Here is a 22,535-nt window from a genome sequence, read left to right as displayed (position 1 = left end):
TGAGAAATTTTCATTATTTAAATCTACATCCAACAAGGAAGTATAATCGAATACGAAGTGACTATCATCAAAAGGAATTTTAAACTTAGGACGCAGCTTCCGGATTTCCTTTTTGATTAATGCTCTTTTTGGATTTTCCTTTGGTTTGATATTATTCTCATATTCCCATTTCTTCTTATTTTTATTGAAGAAGTAAAAATTGTATTCATCACCGGGCTGAAAGGAGGCAAATTCAACCTTTATGGTTTTGCTTTCTGCTATTTTAAGCTCTTTGGCATTTTGTTCTGCAATGATTTCAAACATTCCCGCTGTTTGAAAATACTCTTTTTGTCCATTTTCTGTGTATTCCATTGGAATGCCTGAGAGGAAGATATCCAGCGCGTCATGATATTCGCGATATTTTATTTTTGCCTTGCCTGTTACAACATTACCCGAATCATCAACCATCGCATTGGGTGGAATGATAATCCTTGTGCCGGAAGTTATTACAATGGTATCGCCTTTTGTGGCATCAACAGCATATTCATTAAATGCAGGAATAAGCTCCGCAAAAGGTGGTTGAATAGCGGGTAACGTTTCAACTATAAGCTTTTTCTCTTCGGGCTGTTCTTCCGGTGCTGTGCATCCTGCAATGAGAACCGCCAAGACCGTATTGGCAGCTATGCCCTTGATTTGGTTGATAATTTTAGTTTTCATGGTTCCCTCCTTTTTTAAAAATGGTTATTATAGAAATAAACTGATATATCGCTGTATGAATACTGCTCACCTTCATAACTTGCCCCATAAGGAAATGTCTTTGCATTTATCCATTTCTCTATCTCTTGCTTTGATGCGCAAAAATTATGGTTGTAGGCAGTAGCATAAAACTTTAGCTTCTCAACATCATCCTGCCATTTAATATCTTTGAATTTTTCTGAGATAATATCATAAAAACATTCAAGGTATATCAGTTGCCAATCAAGTGAGCTTAATCTTTCTATCCGTTCTTTCCTGATACCTGTGATCGTTTCATCTTTGTATGCTGTTATCTCACAATATTTATTCATAAGATTTTCAGAATATTTAACATCTTCTTCAAGCGCTTCCACAAATGATGGTTTCATCTGGAACCTTCCGATAGAGAAATCAACCAACTTTGCTCCATATTGCACATAACCAAGCTCAAGGGATTTGGTTTCAAAAAAGTCTTTGAAAAGTGAATATCGTATCAGCTCGGGAAATATTATTGATATCATAAGGTTCTTTTTGTCTGCATCTGTTTTAAGGATCTTATTAAATCCTTCATGGTTTTGTTTGATGAATGATACGGCATTATCATATTCGGAATGGAATACCTTTTCGTAGTTAACCGGCCCTGAAAGAAGAAAGGCAAATGATATGTATAATAACCCTTTCATATATTTTTAAATTATATAATTGACCTTATGACAATGTTCAAGTTTCAGTCCGCTTTTTAACATTAATAACGACACATGCTCATTTTCGTCTAATTTTTTTTAAAAATATGTAATTCTACTTACGTAATTATAGACAGGGCATCTCTAAAAACTACATATTTTTTAAAACACACCCCTTGCCCCTCTTGATAGAGGGGAATGTATGGTGTAGTTTTTAGAGACGCCCAACAATAAGAGCTTGGGGGATATTTGTTGTCAATAATAATGATTTGAATTTATTACGGGGAGGCTTTTAAAAACCAATGAAATTTGAAATAAATGCCACTAAAATACCCGCCTGCCACCCGCCTGCCATAAGCCTTTGGCGGGCAGGTAGGCCTTTGGCGGGCAGGTAGGCCTTTGGCGGGCAGGCAAAACCCCACAAAAGAAATAGGCAGTAGGCAATTGACAGTTGACAATATTGCCTGCTGTCAATTGCCTGCTGCTTACTGTTTTTGTGGGATTTAGGGATTTAGAGATTTTTCAGTTCCATCAGAGTCTCCCGCCAATACAAACTTCATACCTGCCTGACTAGCGAAAAGCTAACACTTGGCAGGCAGGCATACCAAAATCATAAAAAGGGGACTCTGATGCCCATTAATTACACAACAAATTAAATACTATTCCCCTCCCATCAGAGTTCCATTTTCAGGATAGTAGTATGTTTGAATTTGACAATTACGAGAGACTCTGATGGGACTAAATAGGTTCTTCTATATGGTTTCTCATAGAACTGGAAAAAATGCATTATGCACATCTTAATTATTTTTCAAGTATCACTATTTTTCTTGTAATTAAATTATTGTCAATTTGAAGATGAAGTAAATAAATTCCTGTAGGATATTTGTTTAGATTAATTTTTTCATCGAATGTGCCAATATGATTTTCAATATTTTTATAATAAATTACCTGCCCCAATGAATTAAAAATCTTAATTTTTATCACATTCATTTTTAACAGATTAAATTCTAAATTGAATTTACCTTCATTGGGATTAGGGTATATTTTTATGCTTTCGCTGAGGAAATAACCAGGTTTACCGGTAAAATCTCCAACAGTAACATTTGCCGTATCATTACAACCATTGCTGTCAGTTACTATTACATCATACGTTCCTGATGTTAAATTGTAAGCAGTATCATTTGTCTGCAAGGCAGAGTCTGTCCATTGATAGGAATAGGGTGGTGTTTCACCCGATACAGTAACCCAAGCGATACCTACACCTGTACCGGCCGTATCAGCAAGTGAATTTGTTGACATAATTATTGCAGACGGTTCACTGACTATTACAGAATTAGTTACTTTACAGTCGTTTGAATCAGTTACTATTACATTATAGGTTCCTGAAAATACTGCTGATATATCCTCAGTCGTGTCTCCATTTGACCATGAAAAAAGATACGGTATGGCACCTCCCGAAACAGTTAAGTCAATTGTACCATCCTTGCCACCATAGCAAGTTACATTACTAACAGAATCAGATAAAGATAAATTACAATCAACACCTTCTAAAATAATATACAATTGATTCGAGGAAAGATTTGTTAGTTTTTGAATCAAGCCTGATGGCCATTTTATTATAAGTGAGTCAATCATTGTATCTGAACCGATACCAAAATGTTGGGTAAATGAGTTCATGACCCCATATCCTTCCCCGGACCTAACTTCTCTGACTTGTATGCCCCATGGCCCATACAATTCAAGCCGTGTACCTATTGCGTTAACATTGCTTGTAGTTCCTATTAGGTTAAACATTACATAATTATTGGAATTCCCATTATTAATTAAAAGCCGGTCATTTCTATTATTTCCAATAATTGCTAATAAATCTAAAAAACCATCCTGGTTTAAATCACCAATAGCAAACGATTTAACAGGGTCAAATAATGTGTCAGGTAAGGCCCCGGGTATATAGGAAAAGGTTTTATTGCCGTTATTTTTATATACCCTGCCGACATTATTACCAGTAAATTTTCCTAAAATCAGGTCAATATAACCATCGTTATCAAAGTCAGAAAATCTGCACTGAAAGTAATCAAGAGTATCAATACCACAAGTAGAAGTTATATCAGCAAATGATCCACTTCCCAAATTCTCATAAAGTTTGTTCGACTCGAACATATCGATAACAAAAAGATCAAAATCCCCATCATTATCAATGTCTCCAAAATCAGCCGCCCAGGACTGGCCGCCATCATCCACACCTGCTGTAGCGCCTACCTCTGTAAAAATACCGCTTCCATCATTCCTGTACAGCCGGTTAACCCTCCGGGGGTCAGTTGGTGAAGTTGCTGCAGCTTTGCACTTGGATACATATACATCCGCATCACCATCATTATCATAATCCGACCATACACTACCATAGTTACCTGAATATGGCCCAAGAATGGATGTAATTGTGTCTATGGAAAAATTGCCGCTTCCATCATTTTCATAAAGGTAGTTTGATGAATCATCATTACAAATAAAAAGTTCTATCCAACCGTCATTATCAATATCCATAAAATTTGCGGACTGATCATAAAAACTTCCGGGCAAGAATATTTTGTTGTAAGATATTCCTGTTGAATCAGCATAAAAAAGCATTGTGCTATCTTGTGCACCTAATAAAATATCATTAAAACCATTTTTATCTACATCGCTTACACAAAATGAATAAGTATTTATGTTTGTAACAATACCTAACCCGTAATTAGTAAAACTTCCATCCGGATTTTGGTATTCAATACTCAAATAATTGTCGTTCCGAAGCCTGATTATGTCATCAAGAAAATCATTGTTCATATCAACTACGCCAACATGAATAAAAGAGCTTCTGTGATTTTGAAGCGTAAGTAAGTTTGTCGAATCTGAAAATGATATTTGACAATATGAACTAATACTGAGCAATATTAACGAAGCTGTTAGTAATTTTTTCATAGGAAATAATGTTAAGGTTTCTACTATTCACAAATTATTGCCTCTTTTGCCTACTGCCTATTGTCTATTGCCTACTGATTTCAGCTCATCCAATTCACCTTCGCATCAGGATTCCATTTAATGGTGGTCTTTTTAGGTTTGGTCCAGAACTCGATGGAGCTTTTGCCTGTAATATCGCCTACACCAAATTTGGAATTATTCCACCCGCCAAAAGAAAAGGGTTCACGGGGGACCGGCACGCCAATATTTACACCTATCATGCCCGCGCTTGCTTTTTCTGACACATAGCGCGCAAAACTCCCGCTTTGGGTGAATATAGAAGCGGCATTACCGTAGGGATTATTATTTTCAATTGTTAATGCCTCATCAATATCCGCTGCCCGCATAATAACTATCACAGGGCCAAAAACTTCTTCCCGGGCAATTTGCATTTCGGGTTTGACGTGATCTATTATTGTCGGGCCGAGATAAAAACCATTTTCCTTTCCTTTAACGGTACAATTACGTCCATCCACCAGGATCTTTGCACCCGCTCTTTCTGCTTCGGTGATGCGATCTATTATTTTTTCTTTTGATTCTTTTGAAATGATCGGCCCGAGATTTTCTCCGGGTATGATCTTTTTGGCTTCCTCACACATTTTTTCAATAATATGGTCAACGGGGCCAACGGCTACCATAGCAGCGGCTGCCATGCATCTTTGTCCTGCACAGCCCGACATGGAAGCGATAACATTAGAAGCAGTCATCTCCACATGAGCATCCGGTAAAACCAACAAGTGATTTTTAGCGCCTCCCAAACAAAGCGCCCGTTTGAAGTTAGCGGTTGCCCTACCATAAACGATCTTAGCTATTTTGGTGGAACCAACAAAGGAGACGGCCTCAATACCAGGATGGTCACAAATAGCTTCTACGATCTCTTTGCTGCCGTTTACAACATTAAACACACCATCAGGCAAGCCGGCTTCCTTCAAAAGCGCTGCGATTTTGGCGGCTCCTAAAGGAACCTGTTCAGAAGGTTTTAAGATCATACAATTACCTAATGTGATGGCATTGGGCAGGGTCCAGTTGGGTACCATAAACGGGAAATTGAACGGACTAATAGATGCAACGATCCCAACCGGGTAACGGTCAATGCGGCATTCCACACCCTTGCTTACTTCCAATATTTCTCCCTGGACAAGCTGGGGCAGCGAACAGGCAAATTCTACTAATTCTATTGCCTTTTCTACCGAGGCCCTGGCTTCATCCATAGTTTTTCCGTTCTCTTCATGGACAAGCGTGGCCAATTCTTCCAAATGCTTTTCAATAAGGGCTTTATAACGGAACATTACCTGCGCTCTTTCTTTGATGGGTGTTTGAGACCAACCGGGAAATGCTTTCTTAGCCGCTAATACAGCTTCATCCAGATCCTCCTTACCGGACAGAGGAACCTTAGAGATTATCTCACCGTCAATGGGACAGTAGATGTCTAAGAATTGGTGGGTACCATTAGGCTTGAATGCACCTCCAATGTAATTTTTAACTTCGGGGTATTTTAATTCAAGTACTTCCATGATATAATTAGTGATTTAGTAATTGCAAAGTTATTATTTTTTCAGTATTGAAACAAAATTTTAAAGGGAAAGTGAAGAGTCCAATTGACTCATTGTCCTATTGCCCCATTGTCCCATTGACCTTTTAACAGAAAAGTTAGCAGTTCCTAACAACCAAGCATATAGCAGGGCGGTCTTTTATACCTTCGTTCCTGTCCCACTACGATAAAGGTAGCAGAAAGCTATGACTTTTCAATCTACCACTTCCTGCCCGCTCTGCTATATACAAAGTTGCCAGCAGTGCTATTTTTTTCAGTTTCCCAAGTCAAAAATGAGAATTGTTATTTATTCACTTCTTGCCTTCATAGTTTGGGCAAAGCTTCGCGATCCTAAAGTATGGCTGGTTACACTTTTTGAATTTATCACCCCAATATTCTTAGTATTTTTAAATGGATTAATTCCATCGAGGTGAAAAAGTAATTCTGCGAACCTTTAAACTTCTACTAAAAAGTTTTTCATTCGTGTCTTTGTTAATGTATGCTTTGCTAACTTCAGCTCTTATGAAGATTCCTTTTCTTTTTTTCCTAATTCTTTTTGTTTTGATTGTATTAACCTGTCTATTTGCTTTATCAAATATTTTCAACTTGTTCTTTTCAATCAAGAGGATTATTATATGGTAAACATACCAAGCTGGTTGCCATTTATTATCAATGGTGTCGTTAAATGGAATATTGTTCCCAGTAAAAAAAATAGTATCATGCCCACTTTCTTTAATTTTATTTATAATTAAATTCCTTGTCCTTGCAGTATAGTTAGGATCTTCATAATATTCCATCATTATTGAAAAAACTGATGTAGTATCTGTATAAATTGTCAAGCTGTCGAGATTCAGTTTAATAATTTGTCCTGTTGGCTCATAGTCGAGTTTTATGTGTTGTGCTTGTATCTGTAGAGTCAGTAGTATTAAATAGATGATATTTATTTTTGTCATATTCTTTTTGCATTGCTGGCAACAACCTTATAAGCCATATAACAAGGAAACAATAGAACAATAGAACAATAGAACAATAGTTCAATTTATTTTCTTCCTCAACACCTTCTTCTCCGATCTCATCTTCTTTTCTTTTAATCTTTTAACTTTAGAAGCATAAGTAGGCTTGGTCGGTTTTCTCGGTTTCTTCTCTTTTAAACTTTCTTCTATCAGGCTGTAAAATCTTTCAATAACCTTTTTCTTATTGGCAAGCTGTGTTCGCTGAGAACCTGATGTAATAATTAAGACCCCTTCTTTATTGATCCTGTTTACCAATTTTTTCTGTATAATTTCTTTCTGCTCACCAGTTAGTAGCGCTGAATTTTTCAAATCAAAGTGCAGCGCAACTTTAGTCTCAACCTTATTTACATTTTGTCCTCCTTTTCCACCACTTCTGCTGGTTTGGAAGACAAACTCGTATTCAAAATTAGATAACTCATGCATTCTGTCATATTTATACTGATACGAATATACCTAAAAATCTAAATTAAAAAACACAATTAAATCAAGCCCCGTCATAATAAATGCCTACCCCAGGTATCGGTACTATTTTACAACTAACTTACCTCTTCCAATTACTTGTTTTTGATTATTTTTAATTGAGTAGAAATAAATACCATCCCTTAACCCTTGTCTGCTTAATATCAACTTTTGACTATAAATATATTCCGCTTTCTTAACTATTCTACCTAATAGGTCATAAAGCGTGAAATCGAAAGGGGACCCCCCCTGTCTCCAAGCCCCCCTACCTCCCGAATGCTGGCCCGATGTCCACTGGACATCGTCCTCCCCAAAAGGAGAGCCTCCCACTATGGTGGTAGTTTCATGAAAAGGATTAGGATAATTCTGAAAAATGATAACTCCATTTGATGCATGTAAGTTTTCATATTCGATAGAAGTTACAGAAGTATCAATAAGTTTGATAGCAAGCCAGAGGCTATCTCCCTGGTTGAGTATGATATTATTGAGCAGTGTTGTTTGATAATTTACAGCAGAAATACTGAGTGTATATCCATTGGAATCACTTGCAAGGACTCCTAATTTAAAAATGCCAAGCGAATCTGAATAAACACTTTTGCCTGTTTCTGTAATTGTTATTTGAGCTGACAAAATGGGGTTCCCGGTAAGGGAATCAGAAACGGTTCCGTAAATTCTTCCCGCTTTGGTATTGTTGAACTGCATAATATACAGGCCGTCACTACGATTTGCTCCAATAATTTTTCCCGAAGGGAAATACGGATAGGCTGACCATAAACCTTTAAAACCTCCGCTTGCTCCCGTATCAGTGTCATAGTACCCGACTTCTACCGGGATTTCAGGATCGGTTATATCAACTACCCTCAACCCTTCAGTATTGTGAGATATAAAAGCATAATCACCCAAAATATACGGATTATGGACCAGGCTTAGCAGATTACCTGAATATTGAGCTACTTCATAAATATCGTTGAGGTCTTCAATATTAAATATTCTTGCATACAAACCATCTTGTTCATAGGTAACAAAAAGATACTTTTCGTTTTTAGTGGTCCAACAGCTATGAATGTTAGGATATGGATGGATGATCTGGGCTATTAATGTGGGATTTGTTTTATCTGAAATGTCAACAATGTCTGTTGTAGAATTAGAAAAAGCTGAAGCATAAAGCCTGTTTCCTCTTACGTGTGCATCGTGTATATAGAAAGGAGGTGCATAGAGGCCAACTTCAACAGGGTTAACCGGATTAGAAACATCAATAATGTGGACTCCTCCCGTAATAGTGGTTCCACTTACATAAACGTAATTTGAATCAAAATAAATATCTTTTGAAATAATATGAGCTCTTGTAAATGTTGCACTATAAGTTGTCACTAAGCTCGCACTATCAGGCAAAGAACTCAAATCAATAACCTGCAACCCTTCACCTGTTCCCGCACCCTCGGTGACTACAAAAGCATGATCGCCAATAACGGTGATTTCACGCCAGTTTGAAACAGGGCCGGTAATAAAATCTACTTGAAGTATATTGGTTGAGTCATCAATGGATATGATAGAAGTACCTGAATAAGCCCCAATCAATGCATACTCACTACTATCAGGTGAGGTGTAGCCCCAGCAACCTGCATAATGAATCGGTTCCGGGTTTAAAGTTCCGAACAAGGTTACATTTTGGCTGATTTGAGCAGATGTGAAACACAGATTACACAGATTTAAAAAGATTACACAGAATAAAAAAAGAGCTTGAACGCTAAAGTATCCGGGAAATAAATTTTTCACCTTTATTTATCTTTGAGGTTTTTGGTAAAGAACTCAACATAATTCCTACGAATTACGAATTCGTAATTCGGTTATTCGTAATTCGTAGGACTAGTACTTAGTTGCATAAATAACTATGATTTAAACATGAGGGGCAGGTGGAAACACCTGCCCCCACCCTGTGTTGTCGGGTGTTTCCACCCGATAATTTTAGGCTCGAAGATAAATATATGAATTTATGAAATTAAGTACTAAGGTGACAGCCTGCTTTTTTCCTTTTCAAGATCAAACAGCTCATTTATCATATCAATCAAGGTTTCAGCTTCTCCGCGTTTGCATGCTGCTTTAAGCTGTAAGACAGGGAATTTGATGATTTTCTGCATCATATTTTTTGTGATCTCTTCTACCCTTTTGACTTCATCTTTATCAAGATGCTTTATATACTTTATAATCTCCTCCTTGCGGATCTGTTCAAGTGCACTTTTAAGTTTATGAATGGTAGGGGAAACCTTCATTTCTTCATTCCACTCAACAAGATCAGAGATAGACTGACTTATAATTTCTTGTACTAAGGGTATTGCCTTGATCCTCTTTTTCATTGCCCTATTTGCTTTCTCCTTCAGATCATCAAGATTGTAAAGCAGTACTCCCGGGATACCTTCAACATCAGGTTCTATACTTCTCGGCACTGACAGATCGATAAGATATTTATGAGAGTTTATATCAAAGCTATTAATAAATTCTTTTGTAATGAATGATCCTGTATCAACTGAAGAAATCACGACATCCGATTGTTTAATTGCATCCCACACCTGTTCAAAAGGAATAACATCCATCTGCCTGTGCTGAAGCTTCTGCAGACAGGCATCACACTCATCAGCAAGATCCCGGGCTTTTGAAATTGTACGGTTGGTGATAGTTATACCGGTAAAATCCGTTTTGGCCAGGTTTCTGCAAAGATCAGCTCCGATCACTCCAATTCCTGCCACCAGTATTTTGGGATCTTTAAGCTTAGCCGTTAGTTCTTCTATGAGTTCAACTGCAACATAAGATATTGACGCAGCCCCGTCTCTAAATTGGGTTTCCTGCACCACACGTTTATTGGTATAAAAAATGGAATGCATTAAGCGGTGCAGAAAAGGTCCTGCCAAATCCATATCAGCAGACAATTGATAAGCTTGTTTTACCTGGTTGGTCACTTGCACTTCACCCGTAACCTGTGCTTCAAGCCCTAGCGCTACGTTAAATAAATGTCTTACGGCTTTGAAAGGATCATTAATTATTTTGAAATAAGGCAGGTAATTTTTAACTTCAGAGATACCTTTATGACCGGCTAAGACCTTAATTATGGTATCACTATGATCAGTGTCAGAAGAATAATAAACTTCTGTACGATTACAGGTATAAAGTATTAATAACTCTGAAACAGCTATACAATCTCTCAAATAATTCAACAAATGCTTAACGGAATCCTCCTGTAAAGCGAATAGCTCCCGCACAGTGATCGGAGCGTTTGAATAGGATAAACTAATTGCCTTGAAGTTTTGGATCATAATGGCACAAAATTACCAAAATAAAAGGATAAAAACAACTGATAGTAATCATATAAATAATTGATAGTTATCAGTTAATAAAAATGAGCTCGCCTGTCCCCCCGAATAACTCGGGGGGGGGGGAGCACTCTGGGTCAACTACCAATTTCCTCAATCTCACCTCTACTAACGCTCAATATGATTCCAAGCGTAATACCTGTGAATATGAGTGAATTCCCTCCCATACTCAACATGGGCAGTGTAATTCCTGAAATCGGGCCTAAACCCACCACCACCCCCATATTGATCATCGCCTGCACTACGATACTAAAGCTCAAACCTGCCGAAAGCAATCCCCCAAATGCTCTTCCGCTTTTTGCGACAGCAACCATACCCCGGTAAAGCAACGCCAGATATAAAAAGATAACCAGCGCTCCGCCAATCAGCCCGTACTCTTCAATAATGATCGCATAGACAAAATCGCTGTAAGGTTGGGGGAGAAAGTTTCTCTGCGTACTATTGCCAGGCCCGGCCGGATTCCTGCCTCTTGCTATGGCAATATAAGATTGCTGAGCCTGAAACGGTATTTCTTTTGAATTAATAAAATGCCTGATCCTGTTTATAGCCGTTTCCTTTCTTTGTCCTGCACCCAATACAATACCTCCGACTATTACTCCAATTAAACACAGCATCAATAAATACTTTACAGGTACTCTGCCTATAAACATTAACAGCATACATGTAGCAAACAGTAAGATCGCAGAAGAAATGTCAGTTAAGCCGATTAAAGTACAGATAATACCACACCATAATAATACAGGAGTAATAGAATCCTTAATGTCCGCAATATTTTGCTGTTTTTTAGAAAGTATACTGGCTACATTGGCTATTAAAGCCAGCTTGGCAAAATCAGAGGGTTGAAATGATTGATTAATAACAGGAATAGTGATCCATCGGGTAGCTCCATGAATGGTTTCACCAAGAAAAAGCATAAAGAGCAATAATGGCACTGAAATCCATAGAGCAAACTTTGAAATCTTAGAATAAAATCTGTAATCAATCTTATGTGCCACCCACATAAAAAAAAGACTCAATACAATGAGCAAAGAATGTTTGAACAAATAATACCCCGTATCACCTTGCATATATCTATAAGCAAGAGGAGCAGCAGCACTATATATAACCAGGATACTAATAGCTGACAAGAGAAATGCTATACACCAGATTATTGGATCACCCTTAAAATTTTTATCAATCCAGAGCTTAATTGATGCGTGGTTGTTAGTCATTAGTTGCATAAAAAAGGTTATTATGATTTGTCAGATTAAATAATATTGCCACTCGTAAGTTGATTAAAAAGTCGGCAGTCAGCAGCCGGCAGTCGGCATTCGGCAGTCAGCAAATTTGCCGACTGCCGACTGCGGACTGTGCACTGCCACTGCTGCTGCCCGGATTACCAATCCGGGCTACAGCCCTTTTAAACTGTTCTCCCCTGTCTTCATAGTTTTCGAAAAGGTCAAAGCTTGCACAAGCAGGCGAAAGTAAAACAACAAACCCCTTTTTTGCAATTTTAAATGCTTTATTTACTGCTTCTTCCATATTTTTTGTATCTGCAATCTGTTTTATATGTCCGTTAAAGGCAGTATGTATTTTTGAATTACCATTTCCCAGACAAACAATTGCCTTGACTCTTTCTTTAACAAGATCATTTAACTGTTCATAATCATTTCCTTTATCAACTCCACCGGCAATCCAAACAACTTTTTCCACTAAACTATCCAAAGCATACCTTACCGCATCTACATTGGTAGCTTTTGAATCGTTAATAAATTTTATTCCATACTTCGTTGCAACATACTCCAAACGATGAGGGGCATTTTTAAAATCTTTCAATGATCTGGCAATCGTACTTTTATCCACGCCTGCCAGGGTTGCTGCCTGTATAGCAGCCATTGTATTGATAGCGTATGGCGTATGGCCCCGCCAGCTGGCGGGGTATGGCGCTGCACGCTTTGCCCCGCCAGTTGGCGGGGCTATGCGCTCTGCGCTTAGTGAAACCGGTAGCTTGAATGGTTTTATAGTTCTCTCTGATATCTCTTTAGCAATTATATCGTCTTCAGCCCAGTATATTAAATAATCATCTTCTGTCATATTTTTTGTGATCCTGAATTTTGATTCGATATAATTATCAAAATTATGTTCATAGCGATCTAAATGATCCGGGGTTATGTTTAATAATACAGCTATATCAGGTTTAAAATCCTGAATGCCATCAAGCTGAAAGCTGCTCAGTTCAACAATATAATAAGATGGATAATGGGACATTTCATCATTATAAACCTGTCTGCTGAGACTGTTACCAATATTTCCGGCCAGGCCAACATTCAGGCCTGCTTGCTTACACAAATGATAGATTAACAGCGTAGTTGTAGTTTTACCGTTACTGCCGGTGATTGCAATAAATTTTGCATTGGTAAAACGTGCAGCAAATTCAATTTCGGAAATAACCGGAATAGCTTTTTTGAGCAATTTCCTGATCACAGGATTTTTATCGGGTATTCCGGGACTTTTTATTACTTCATCTGCATTTAAGATCAAATCTTCCGTATGCTTTTCTTCTTCAAATGTTATAGAATTTTCAATGAGGGTTTTTTTATATGATTTGGAAATGGTACCATTATCTGAAACAAATACGTTGTAACCTTTAGCTTTAGCCAGCAGGGCAGCTCCTACCCCACTTTCGCCTGCACCTAATATGACGGTTCTCTTTAGCACTTAAGAATGGATTAATGTTTTTTTGCAAAAATAGCTATATTTAATATTTCATTGATTATATTTGCAACAGTAATTATTAGATTATCTTTTGAAGAGCATAAGTATTTTTATAATATTAAAACAATAAAGTTATGAAAAAGTTTTTGACAATACTATCGTTATTCACAGTTTTTACCATCTGTGCCTGTGGCCAGATCAACCTGAACAAATTTAAGAACGCTGCAGAAAAAGCTATAAAAGGTGAACAACCGCTCACCAACGATGAAATAATCAGCGGATTAAAGGAGGCATTAACGGTGGGAACAAATAACTCCACAGCTTCAGCATCTAAGATGGACGGATATTTCAAAAACAGCGAAATCAAGATCCCGTATCCCCCGGAAGCAGCTAAAATGGAACAAAAGCTCAGAAGCATGGGCATGAATAAGCAAGTTGATGATTTTGTGATGTCGTTAAACAGGGCTGCAGAAGAAGCAGCAAAAGAAGCTGCACCGATATTTGTAACCGCTGTAACAAATATGACCATCACTGACGGTATGAAGATATTAAAAGGCGAAGACGATGCGGCTACTACTTACCTCAATACCAATACATCCGGGCAATTGTATGACAAGTTTAAGCCGGTCGTTCAAAAGGCGATACAAAAGGTAAAGGTAACTCAATACTGGAATCCGCTTGTAACGGCTTATAACAAAATCCCCTTAGTTGAAAAAATGAATCCCGATATTGAGGATTACACTACCCATAAGTGTATTGACGGGTTGTTTATCCTCATTGCCACTGAAGAGTTGAAGATCAGGAAAGATCCGGCTGCGAGGGTTAGCGAGATACTTAAAAAAGTGTTTGGGGGTTAGTAACTAAGTTTTAAAGTTGATAGCGTAAATTATGAGATTTTCAAAGAATCAAAAACATGAAATCGGTAAAGCATGTTTCAATCTTTCTATCGTTACATTTGCAACCGTTATTCTTGGTAGTTTTTTTGAAAAGTTTGATCTATTTATTTTTATAATTGGTTTTATAGCTTTTACTATATTTTTTATTCTTGGTACATATTTTTCTAAATGAAAGGAGGTAATTATGGATTTTTTCAATGAATATTCTATCGAACTTGGTTTTGGTTTTTTAATTGTTTTCGGGCTAATATTATTTCTTTTGCTTAAAATATCAGAAAGAAATGAAGCAAAGTCAAAAAAAGCTAAATGAGCAATGGGTAATTATGGATTTTATGTATATATTTTATGGTGTAATATTTGTCGGAGGATTCATATTATTATTTCTTCTTAAAAGACAAGAAAAGGAAGAGTCGAAATCAAAGAGGGCTAAATAATAAGGAGGTAATTATGGATTTTGTATATGAATATGCTATAACTATACTTTTTGGAGTAGCCATTGCCATGGGGCTATTACTATTATTTTTTGTTAAAAGACAGGGAAAAAATGAAGCAAAGTCAAAAAAAAACTAACTCAAAGAGTAGAGATGATGATAAAGGCGACTGGTAATATTAAAATTTTTCATTACAATTTTTTAAACATCTAAAAATTATCGTTATGCCAAAACAAAAACTTGATCCTCAATTTAAAGGTGCATTACAAAATGCAAAAAAAATGATACAAGATTGCTTTAAAGCTAATGGCAATGAAGCAGAAACAAGGAGAAGGGTTGAACGAATGTTTGGTTCTTTAATGGGATATGATGTTTTTAAACATATAACCAGAGAATTTGCTGTTAAAGGTTCTGGGAATACTGAACATTGTGATTTTGCTATACATATTGATAAAATAGGGAAAGATAAAAAACCCATCCCTGAAATATTAATTGAGCTTAAAAGGGTAAATACTAAACTTTCACCAAAAAATCTTAAACAGATTTCTCATTATGCAATAGATATTGGTTGTGCTTGGGCAATTTTAACTAATGGAATTGAGTGGAAATTATATAATATTTCCTTTGGGAAACCACCACAAACAAAATTAGTTGAACAATGGAACCTATTAGAAGATACCTCTGCTAAATTGGCAGAAAAATTTAAGTTGATAAGTTTTAAAGAAGTTAAAAAGGGTAGTTTAGATAAATTATTGGAATTAACGAATGTATTAACCATTCATAATATACTTAAAGTTATTTTAAGTGAACAAGGGCTGAAAATGATTCGCAGAGAACTAAAGAAAGATACAGGTATATCTGTACCTCCGGAAGATATTGTAAGTCCTTTTAGACGCATGCTCAATGAAAAAGCAGGTAGTGAAATGGAAAATATAAAAATCTCTCTACCTATAAAAAACTAATAACACTATCTCAGTGGTAAATACAGCTACAGTAAAAGATAGAATACAGATATAGAGTGGCTAAGATAAAGATTAGATAAAAAAATCGTGGATATGATACAAGAAAAAGACATAAAGGTACGTATAACAGTGATCCGGAAAATAAAAGAAAGATAGCGTAATAATAGAAGATGTTTGCTCATCAAACATCTTACATCTAATATGTAGCCATATCAGTATCAATTTCGGTTGCCCAGGCATGAATCCCTCCTTTTAGATTATAGAGATTATCAAAATCATATTTTTGGCTTAAGAATTGGACAGCTTGAGCGCTTCTGCTTCCAGTGCGACAATGGACGACTACTGGTTTATCTTTAGGGATTTTATCTGTATTGTTCATGAGTTCGCCCATTGGGATCAATACTCCTTGAAGATTACAGATGTCATATTCAAATTGTTCCCTGACATCAATGATTGTAATATCTTCGTTTTTGTCTAATTTTTCTTTTAATTCTAAAACTGTGATCTCTTTCATAATATTATTGTTTGAAGTCCCTTTTATTAATGGGGTATTTGAATTACAAAACTGCTCATAATCAATGAGCCCTGTGATCTCGCAATTTTCCTCAACTCTTTTAAAATTAATTGTTCTGTTCTCAAAACTGAGCGCATCAAAGATAAACAACTTTCCGGATAATGGCTCACCAATGCCTGTAATTATTTTGATCACCTCATTGGCTTGCATCGTTCCTATAATGCCAGGTAGCACACCCAATACTCCAGCCTCGGCACAATTGGGGACATCTTCCGGATTGGGTGGTTTAGGGAAAAGGCAGCGGTAAGTTGGGCCAGCCCCCCTAAATCCCATATCAACAGAGGGGGATTGCTTCGCTTCGCTCGCAATGAAATTAAAGACAGATACCTGCCCTTCAAACCTGGAAATTGAGCCGTAAACCAGCGGCTTATCCAAGATCACGCATGCATCATTGACTAAATATCTTGTAGGAAAATTATCTGAACCATCTACAATTATTTCATAATCTTTGAATATATCCAGTGCGTTGTCTTTGTCAAGGCGGGTATCGTAAACTTCAAAATTAATATATGGGTTCATTAAGGACAATTTGTGCCGGGCTGTTTCTGCTTTTTGTTTGCCAATATCTTCTACATCATATAAAATTTGCCTCTGAAGATTTGATTCATCAACTTTATCAAAATCCACGATACCTATGGTTCCTACCCCGGCAGCCGTTAAGTATTGCAGCACAGGACAGCCCAAACCACCCGCACCAACCACAAGCACTTTTGCCTGCTTGAGCTTTTCCTGTCCCTTTTGCCCTATTTCGGGGAGGATGATGTGGCGGGAATAGCGGTTTAGTTCTTTTGGGGAGAGCATTTGTTATTTTGGGCTTGTTTTCTATTTCTATTTTTTCTTTATAATCCTTTTTATACGAACAGCAACATTCAATCTTTCCCGATTATCATCCCCCCGAGCACTCGGGGGGAGTAACCCGGGATCAACAATCATAAGCCACATCCCAATCTTTCCAAACCACCTCATATCCTCTTGATTTTATCATTTCAGCAATTTTAGCAGGAGCTCTTTCATCAGAAATTTCAAACTGCTCCAATGATTGCTGTCCATTAGTATAACCCCCTGGGTTCGTTTTGGAGCCTGCACTCATAGAGGTGATACCTAACCCGATGATATTGTTCCTGAAATTTGCACTCTCCCTTGTAGATAATGAAAGTTCGGCATCTTCATTGAAAATTCTGTAGGCGCTTATCAATTGCACCAACTCTTTATCAGTCATGACAACTTTTGGCTGCTGCCCCCCAATATAAGGCCTTAGCCTCGGAAATGAAATAGAAAATTTTGTTTTCCAATATGTTTTCTCAAGATATTCTAAATGCAATGTCGTAAAAAATGAATCTGTCCGCCAATCTTCCAGCCCTATCAAAATACCCAATCCTATCTTATGGATACCGGCTTTGCCTAACCGGTCGGGCGTTTCAAGCCGGTAATCAAAATTTGATTTTTTGCCTTTTGGGTGATGCTTTTTGTAATTTTCTTTATGGTATGTCTCCTGATAAACAAGCACGGTATTTAACCCATGAGGAATAAGTTCTTCATAATCTTGTTGGTCAAGCGGCTGTACTTCCATTGAAATGTGAGAAAAATAAGGGCGGATTAGCTTTAGGGCATTTTTAAAATATGCTACTCCCACTGTTTTGTTTGCCTCGCCTGAAACCAACAGGATATGGTCATACCCCCAGGATTTGATCATTTCTATTTCTTTTAATATTTCTTCATCTGAAAGCGTGGTACGTTTCATGGGATTGTCAAGACTAAAGCCGCAATAGGTGCAGATATTCTGGCATTCATTGGAAAGATACATGGGGATGTACATTTGAATCGTTTTACCAAAGCGTTTTTGTGTCAATTGACGGCTTAAAGCAGCCATTTGCTCCAGGTAAGGCGCTGCTGCAGGAGAAATTAAGGCTTTGAAATCTTCAATATCTCTTTTGGAATTGCTCAAAGCATATTCTACCTGTTGAGCTGTTTTTGAACAGATGCTTTCTTTTATTTCGCTCCAGGAATATTGGTAGAATATTTCTTTGAATGTCATTGTATTGAACTACACGAATAAATTTAAAACGAATATTAAAAATCGAAATTCAATCACTGAATTATTCTTTTTATATTTATTCGTGTAGTTCTTTTTACTGTAATTGAACTATCCCGACCAAAGGTACGGGACAGGCACGAATAAATTTATCACGAATATGAAAAATCTAAATTCAATTACTGAATTATTCTTTTTACTTTTATTCGTGTAGTTCTTTTTACTGTAATTGAACTGCGTTCTATTCTATCCCTCCAAAAACTCCGTCAGCGGACTCGTACCCACTGCCTTTTTACTAACACCTCCTAATTTCGCCTCATAAGCCATTCTCCCTGCTTCCACGGCTAATTTAAACGCCTTAGCCATTTCCACCGGATTTTGTGAAACAGCTATAGCCGTATTGACCAAAACAGCATGAGCCCCCATTTCCATTGCTTCAGCCGCATGTGACGGAGCGCCTAAACCTGCATCAATAACTACCGGTACATTGCTTTGTTTGATGATAATTTCCAGCATCGCCTTCGTTTCCAAACCGCTGTTGCTTCCTATTGGAGACCCCAATGGCATCACGGTTGCTGTGCCAGCTTCCTCAAGCCTTTTACACAAAACCGGGTCTGCATGGCAATAGGGTAATACTATAAAGCCAAGCTTCACTAATTCCCCTGCTGCTTTGAGTGTTTCTATAGGGTCGGGTAACAAATATTTAGGATCAGGATGAATTTCTAATTTGATCCAGTTGGTTTGCAGCGCTTCGCGTGCTAATTCTGCGGCAAAAACGGCTTCCCTGGCAGTTCTAACCCCTGAAGTGTTGGGCAAAAGATTAAATTGTGGATGGGATAGATGTTTTATGATATCATCATCTTTATCCCTGAAATCGACCCGTTTTAACGCTATTGTAACGAGCTCAGACCCCGAAACCAATAAAGCTTCTTCCATCAATTCATTGGAGCTAAATTTACCGGTACCGGTCAATAACCGTGAGCTAAAAGTTTTGTCTGCTATTTTTAGTGGTTGCATAAGCGCATAGAGCATAGCGCATAGAACATGGCGTTGAATACTATACGCTATGCGCTATGCATTCAAGTTTTGATAAAAATGCTTTTGTTGTATCAACTTTGTTTTTTGTGTTATTTATTGCTGATGAAACAGCAATGCCATAGATCCCGGTTTTTATTAATTTTTCTACGTCTTCTAACCTTATACCCCCAAGAGCAATGATTGGAATATCAATTTTATTGTGAACACATACTTTCATAATTTCATTATAACCTTTTAATCCTAATTTGTGATACAAGTCCTTTTTTGTTAGTGTAAACCTGTAAGGTCCAAGGCCTATGTAATCAACTTTAGCTTTGTATAAACTTAATATATCCTCAAATGTGTTGGCAGTAGCGCCAATAAGAACATTGTCTCCTAAAATTTGTCTTGCTTTTACCGGATCCATATCATGTTTGCCCAGATGTACACCATCAGCATTGATCTCTTTGGCTATCTTCACGTTGTCGTTTATTATTAACCTTGCATCATATTTTTTGCAAACCGTTTTTGCCTGAAGCGCAATTTTTTTCCAATCTTTATAAGCTTCCCATTTAACCCTCAACTGCACCCAATCAGCCCCCCCCTTACAGGCCTGTTTCACCAATTCAGAATGTGAAAAGCCATCAATATTGTGGGTTATGTATTGAAAAGTTGATATAATCCTGGTAGTGTTGACCATATTAATGATAAAAATTTTGTTTTTAAAAACAAAATTTAAATGAAACGCAGACTACATAGAGCATGGCGCATAGCGCGTAGCACATGGCGATTGACGCTTTGCGCCATGCGCTATGCGCTGTGATAACCAAGCATACCTGAATCGCTCATCATATATTTTTCTACGTACAACTTAGCTTCATTACATGAACTTGCTAAAATTTTCCCATTTGCAAGATTTGCCAATAAAGCCGAAGAATGTACACAACCCGTTCCATGTTTAGTATTCTCTTTAATTCGCTTTGCTTCAAAGATTTCTTCGTTATGGTTTGCATGATACAAGATATCTGTAGAAAAACCAAACTTTCGATGTCCCCCTTTTATCAATACCTTACAATACTTGCTTAAAATATTAGCCCTGGCATCCTGCCTTATACCAGGTAGAAGCTCCATTATTTCAGAAAAATTTGGAGTTACTAAGTAAATTTTTTTACAAATTTCAAACAATTTTTCTTTTGGGATTTTGTCGTGAAACACAAACCCTGCAGTTGCTTTTAAAATTGGATCCCAGATAATGTTAATGCCTGAATTGTAAGATTTTAAATGATCAATGATCCTGCCTAAAATGTCAAGGTTCTCAATTAAACCGATCTTTGCCCAATTAATTCTATAAAGCTTAAACAACGCATCAATCTGCATTAGGATCTCGCCAGGATCTATCCATTTAGTGTCTAAAAATTCCCGCTCATTCTGAAAGGTCAATGCTGAACAAACACCCAGGCCATGAACGTTGTGGACTTCAAAGGTCTTTATATCAGCCAGGAGTCCGGCCCCACCGCTGGGGTCAAAACCTGCGATACTTAATACGTAAGGGCGTGTTGCTGACATTTCTCCTTTATAGATATAAATTTTTCTACTATCTTATCAATATCCCTGGTTTTTTCAAAATAATTCCATAATGTACCTAATAATGCTATCCCATCAAAACCTAATTCATAGGCCTCGGCAATTTTATTTTTATCAATTCCTCCGAGCGCTATTACATCAACAGCAGAGTCAGGCGTTTCAACAGTAGTGTCAAGTGTTTCCACCTGACACTTCTTATAGTTTGATAAAAACCCTTTAAGTTGCTCTTTTGAAAATTTACTTTTGTATCTCTTTTTGGAATAACTATCGAAAACCGGGCTGAGAATTACATAGTTAAGTTCCGGCATAACAGTTTCAAATTCTTTCAGCGAATGCACTGATTGGCTGAACAGGATATTATTTTTTTCTTTATCGAATAATTCAATATCAAAAGGATTTCTCCGGTTAAAATGGATTCCTTTCAGGTTGTATTTATTGATCAGTTCAGGATGAGAATGTATCATCATCCTTTTTCTATAATCTTCCGGGATCTTGTTAATATACTTCTCCATTTCGGATCTGGAAAATGCAGGTTTTCGCAGATGGAAATATTCAAGGCCATTATCAAATAGCTTTTCAATGACATAATGTTCATTGGTTATGTGATTTTTGCTGGAAATGATGATTATTTTCATCTCATTTTTTCTTAGTACTCTTTTTTTGAGGTATTTGAAATCCAATCTGTTTTCTGGGTTTTTCTTCATGTTGGATGAGTTTTTTTAAATGTTCAAATATAACGTTAATAGCCCTATCGTGTGATCCAAATTTTTGTTCCAATCGCTCTACTTTTAATAATAAATCTTTATTAGAGAGCAATATTTCACGCATCCGGGTGTATATTCTCATTATTTGGATATTCATTTGTACGGCTCTTTTACTATTTAATACACTTGAAAGCATCAACACACCGTGTTCAGTAAAAGCAAACGGGGGGTATCTAAGTCCCATTTTTTCTGAATTGGAGGTACCAAATTGGCACCTCCAATTTTCGAACTCATCCTTCGTAAATTCAAACATAAAGTCCACAGGAAATCGTTCTATATTTCTTTTTACAGCTCTTTTTAACTGCTTTGTTTCGACACTATATAATTGAGCCAAATCTCTATCCAACATCACTTTTTGCCCTCTGATCAAATATATCTTACTTGCAATGACTTCATTAGGAACAAGTACTTTAGGAATATTATCCGGGGCTTTGTTCATAGAATGATTTTTATCTCACAAACAATGTTGGAGGTACAAAATTGGTCACTTCCAATACTAAATTATTTGGAAATCACAAATTGTGATATTCAGATGTAAAATTCCTGATAGCATAGCTACTCCTTGTTCGGTGAATGCATATGGTAGTTTTCTTGTTCCACCCCAACTTGATGTCACAATTTGTGATATCAAGATTTTAAATTCATCTTGAGATAACTGAAACATAAAATCAGATGGGAACCGTTCAATATTACGTTTTACAGCTTGTATTAATGTTCGGGTTTCAACGTCATATAATTGAGCCAAATCTCTATCCAACATCACTTTTTGCCCTCTGATCAAATATATCTTACTTGCAATAGCTTCGTCTGGAACGATCG

General features: G+C 37.0%; 20 protein-coding genes. 2 read left to right on the top strand and 18 right to left on the bottom strand.

Going from position 1 to position 22,535, the window contains the following annotated elements:
* From FVQ77_13965 to murD, 10 genes are all read right to left on the bottom strand, one after another.
* The coding region (locus tag FVQ77_13965; GenBank protein MBW8051417.1) for a hypothetical protein at nucleotides 1–696 on the bottom strand (696 nt) is incomplete at its 3' end.
* A 14-nt stretch (nucleotides 697–710) separates the two neighbouring features.
* Nucleotides 711–1,397 carry a hypothetical protein gene (locus FVQ77_13960; protein MBW8051416.1) on the bottom strand — a complete coding sequence of 229 codons (687 nt, stop codon included), beginning with the start codon at nucleotides 1,395–1,397 and terminating at the stop codon, nucleotides 711–713.
* Nucleotides 1,398–2,198: 801 nt separating this feature from the next.
* Nucleotides 2,199–4,355, bottom strand: coding sequence for a T9SS type A sorting domain-containing protein (locus FVQ77_13955; GenBank protein MBW8051415.1), 2,157 nt, complete (start codon nucleotides 4,353–4,355; stop codon nucleotides 2,199–2,201).
* An 80-nt stretch (nucleotides 4,356–4,435) separates the two neighbouring features.
* Nucleotides 4,436–5,908 (bottom strand): CoA-acylating methylmalonate-semialdehyde dehydrogenase, encoded by a 1,473-nt coding sequence (locus FVQ77_13950; protein MBW8051414.1) that lies wholly within the window; start codon nucleotides 5,906–5,908, stop codon nucleotides 4,436–4,438.
* Between the two features lie 433 nt (nucleotides 5,909–6,341).
* Nucleotides 6,342–6,878 carry a hypothetical protein gene (locus FVQ77_13945; protein MBW8051413.1) on the bottom strand — a complete coding sequence of 179 codons (537 nt, stop codon included), beginning with the start codon at nucleotides 6,876–6,878 and terminating at the stop codon, nucleotides 6,342–6,344.
* Nucleotides 6,879–6,959: 81 nt separating this feature from the next.
* Nucleotides 6,960–7,361 (bottom strand): aminoacyl-tRNA hydrolase, encoded by a 402-nt coding sequence (locus FVQ77_13940; protein MBW8051412.1) that lies wholly within the window; start codon nucleotides 7,359–7,361, stop codon nucleotides 6,960–6,962.
* A 102-nt stretch (nucleotides 7,362–7,463) separates the two neighbouring features.
* Nucleotides 7,464–9,173 (bottom strand): choice-of-anchor B family protein, encoded by a 1,710-nt coding sequence (locus FVQ77_13935; GenBank protein ID MBW8051411.1) that lies wholly within the window; start codon nucleotides 9,171–9,173, stop codon nucleotides 7,464–7,466.
* A 230-nt stretch (nucleotides 9,174–9,403) separates the two neighbouring features.
* Nucleotides 9,404–10,705: a glutamyl-tRNA reductase gene (locus FVQ77_13930; GenBank protein MBW8051410.1), complete on the bottom strand. Its 1,302-nt coding sequence runs from the start codon at nucleotides 10,703–10,705 to the stop codon at nucleotides 9,404–9,406.
* A gap of 134 nt (nucleotides 10,706–10,839) precedes the next feature.
* Nucleotides 10,840–11,973 carry a cell division protein FtsW gene (locus tag FVQ77_13925; GenBank protein ID MBW8051409.1) on the bottom strand — a complete coding sequence of 378 codons (1,134 nt, stop codon included), beginning with the start codon at nucleotides 11,971–11,973 and terminating at the stop codon, nucleotides 10,840–10,842.
* A gap of 106 nt (nucleotides 11,974–12,079) precedes the next feature.
* The gene (gene murD, locus FVQ77_13920) at nucleotides 12,080–13,459 is read right to left on the bottom strand and encodes a UDP-N-acetylmuramoyl-L-alanine--D-glutamate ligase (GenBank protein ID MBW8051408.1); all 1,380 of its coding nucleotides are present in this window, start codon (nucleotides 13,457–13,459) and stop codon (nucleotides 12,080–12,082) included.
* Nucleotides 13,460–13,590: 131 nt separating this feature from the next.
* Here murD and FVQ77_13915 point away from each other — a divergent pair, with 131 nt between their 5' ends.
* Both FVQ77_13915 and FVQ77_13910 read left to right on the top strand, forming a co-directional pair.
* A complete protein-coding gene (locus FVQ77_13915) occupies nucleotides 13,591–14,313 on the top strand; it encodes a DUF4197 domain-containing protein (protein ID MBW8051407.1) in 723 nt (240 codons plus the stop codon).
* 694 nt (nucleotides 14,314–15,007) lie between these two features.
* Nucleotides 15,008–15,745, top strand: a complete 738-nt coding sequence (locus FVQ77_13910) for a hypothetical protein (GenBank protein MBW8051406.1) — start codon at nucleotides 15,008–15,010, stop codon at nucleotides 15,743–15,745.
* A gap of 196 nt (nucleotides 15,746–15,941) precedes the next feature.
* Here FVQ77_13910 and moeB read toward each other — a convergent pair whose 3' ends face one another.
* The 8 genes from moeB to FVQ77_13870 form a co-directional block, all read right to left on the bottom strand.
* Complete coding sequence (moeB, locus tag FVQ77_13905; protein MBW8051405.1) at nucleotides 15,942–17,120, bottom strand: molybdopterin-synthase adenylyltransferase MoeB; 1,179 nt, start codon at nucleotides 17,118–17,120, stop codon at nucleotides 15,942–15,944.
* 121 nt (nucleotides 17,121–17,241) lie between these two features.
* Nucleotides 17,242–18,354: a 2-iminoacetate synthase ThiH gene (thiH, locus tag FVQ77_13900; GenBank protein ID MBW8051404.1), complete on the bottom strand. Its 1,113-nt coding sequence runs from the start codon at nucleotides 18,352–18,354 to the stop codon at nucleotides 17,242–17,244.
* Between the two features lie 243 nt (nucleotides 18,355–18,597).
* Complete coding sequence (locus FVQ77_13895) at nucleotides 18,598–19,368, bottom strand: thiazole synthase (GenBank protein ID MBW8051403.1); 771 nt, start codon at nucleotides 19,366–19,368, stop codon at nucleotides 18,598–18,600.
* A 40-nt stretch (nucleotides 19,369–19,408) separates the two neighbouring features.
* Nucleotides 19,409–20,068, bottom strand: a complete 660-nt coding sequence (locus FVQ77_13890; GenBank protein ID MBW8051402.1) for a thiamine phosphate synthase — start codon at nucleotides 20,066–20,068, stop codon at nucleotides 19,409–19,411.
* 110 nt (nucleotides 20,069–20,178) lie between these two features.
* Nucleotides 20,179–20,934, bottom strand: coding sequence for a hydroxymethylpyrimidine/phosphomethylpyrimidine kinase (locus FVQ77_13885; protein MBW8051401.1), 756 nt, complete (start codon nucleotides 20,932–20,934; stop codon nucleotides 20,179–20,181).
* Complete coding sequence (locus tag FVQ77_13880; protein ID MBW8051400.1) at nucleotides 20,907–21,656, bottom strand: thiamine phosphate synthase; 750 nt, start codon at nucleotides 21,654–21,656, stop codon at nucleotides 20,907–20,909. The genes FVQ77_13885 and FVQ77_13880 overlap by 28 nt, the downstream gene beginning before the upstream one ends.
* Nucleotides 21,589–22,155, bottom strand: a complete 567-nt coding sequence (locus FVQ77_13875; GenBank protein MBW8051399.1) for an ORF6N domain-containing protein — start codon at nucleotides 22,153–22,155, stop codon at nucleotides 21,589–21,591. The genes FVQ77_13880 and FVQ77_13875 overlap by 68 nt, the downstream gene beginning before the upstream one ends.
* Before the next feature lie 57 nt (nucleotides 22,156–22,212).
* Nucleotides 22,213–22,533: an ORF6N domain-containing protein gene (locus FVQ77_13870; GenBank protein MBW8051398.1), complete on the bottom strand. Its 321-nt coding sequence runs from the start codon at nucleotides 22,531–22,533 to the stop codon at nucleotides 22,213–22,215.
* Between the last annotated feature and the right edge of the window lie 2 nt (nucleotides 22,534–22,535).

Source organism: Cytophagales bacterium (assembly GCA_019456305.1).
Lineage (GTDB): Bacteria > Bacteroidota > Bacteroidia > Cytophagales > VRUD01 > VRUD01.
This window is presented reverse-complemented; position numbering and strand designations above follow the sequence as displayed.

Coding starts and splice junctions, on each gene's coding strand:
- FVQ77_13895 (MBW8051403.1), bottom strand. CDS start 19,368: ATGCAACCACTAAAAATAGCAGACAAAACTTTTAGCTCACGGTTATTG.
- FVQ77_13885 (MBW8051401.1), bottom strand. CDS start 20,934: ATGTCAGCAACACGCCCTTACGTATTAAGTATCGCAGGTTTTGACCCC.
- FVQ77_13960 (MBW8051416.1), bottom strand. CDS start 1,397: ATGAAAGGGTTATTATACATATCATTTGCCTTTCTTCTTTCAGGGCCG.
- FVQ77_13950 (MBW8051414.1), bottom strand. CDS start 5,908: ATGGAAGTACTTGAATTAAAATACCCCGAAGTTAAAAATTACATTGGA.
- FVQ77_13925 (MBW8051409.1), bottom strand. CDS start 11,973: ATGACTAACAACCACGCATCAATTAAGCTCTGGATTGATAAAAATTTT.
- FVQ77_13955 (MBW8051415.1), bottom strand. CDS start 4,355: ATGAAAAAATTACTAACAGCTTCGTTAATATTGCTCAGTATTAGTTCA.
- FVQ77_13910 (MBW8051406.1), top strand. CDS start 15,008: ATGCCAAAACAAAAACTTGATCCTCAATTTAAAGGTGCATTACAAAAT.
- FVQ77_13945 (MBW8051413.1), bottom strand. CDS start 6,878: ATGACAAAAATAAATATCATCTATTTAATACTACTGACTCTACAGATA.
- thiH (MBW8051404.1), bottom strand. CDS start 18,354: ATGACATTCAAAGAAATATTCTACCAATATTCCTGGAGCGAAATAAAA.
- FVQ77_13915 (MBW8051407.1), top strand. CDS start 13,591: ATGAAAAAGTTTTTGACAATACTATCGTTATTCACAGTTTTTACCATC.
- FVQ77_13940 (MBW8051412.1), bottom strand. CDS start 7,361: ATGCATGAGTTATCTAATTTTGAATACGAGTTTGTCTTCCAAACCAGC.
- moeB (MBW8051405.1), bottom strand. CDS start 17,120: ATGCTCTCCCCAAAAGAACTAAACCGCTATTCCCGCCACATCATCCTC.
- FVQ77_13880 (MBW8051400.1), bottom strand. CDS start 21,656: ATGAAGAAAAACCCAGAAAACAGATTGGATTTCAAATACCTCAAAAAA.
- FVQ77_13875 (MBW8051399.1), bottom strand. CDS start 22,155: ATGAACAAAGCCCCGGATAATATTCCTAAAGTACTTGTTCCTAATGAA.
- FVQ77_13930 (MBW8051410.1), bottom strand. CDS start 10,705: ATGATCCAAAACTTCAAGGCAATTAGTTTATCCTATTCAAACGCTCCG.
- FVQ77_13890 (MBW8051402.1), bottom strand. CDS start 20,068: ATGGTCAACACTACCAGGATTATATCAACTTTTCAATACATAACCCAC.